We start from the raw sequence: 262 nt of genomic DNA, 5'->3' as shown, positions 1-262 counted from the left end.
CCGTCGTACCGGAGCCACGTCGCGCGAACGCACCGAATCGATGCAGCATCCGCACTTTATCGGGCAGCCCAATTTGTCGAGAGAGCGGCAAGCGACAGCGCTGCGACGTTGCCGCCGGGCTTCGATCAGGCGCCGCAATTCGGCACGCCGGTCTATCGGGTAGGGGTGCTGCCGGCGGACGAAGCAAACGGCGGGTACTCAGTTGAGGCTGTGCCAGCCGAAGCCGGCCCAATGCGGGACGACGCCTGCGGCATCTTTACCC

Annotated in this window: 1 protein-coding gene; it reads left to right on the top strand. The window is 66.0% G+C overall.

The features are described from left to right. The coding region (locus SCA31_RS23980) for a type IV pilin protein (protein ID WP_410699499.1) at positions 1-262 on the top strand (262 nt) is incomplete at both ends.

The organism is Chryseobacterium sp. SIMBA_028, from assembly GCF_046535285.1.
In the GTDB taxonomy this organism is placed as follows: domain Bacteria; phylum Bacteroidota; class Bacteroidia; order Flavobacteriales; family Weeksellaceae; genus Chryseobacterium.
The sequence above is the reverse complement of the archived record's forward strand: the minus strand, read 5'-3'. Positions and strand labels throughout refer to the sequence as shown.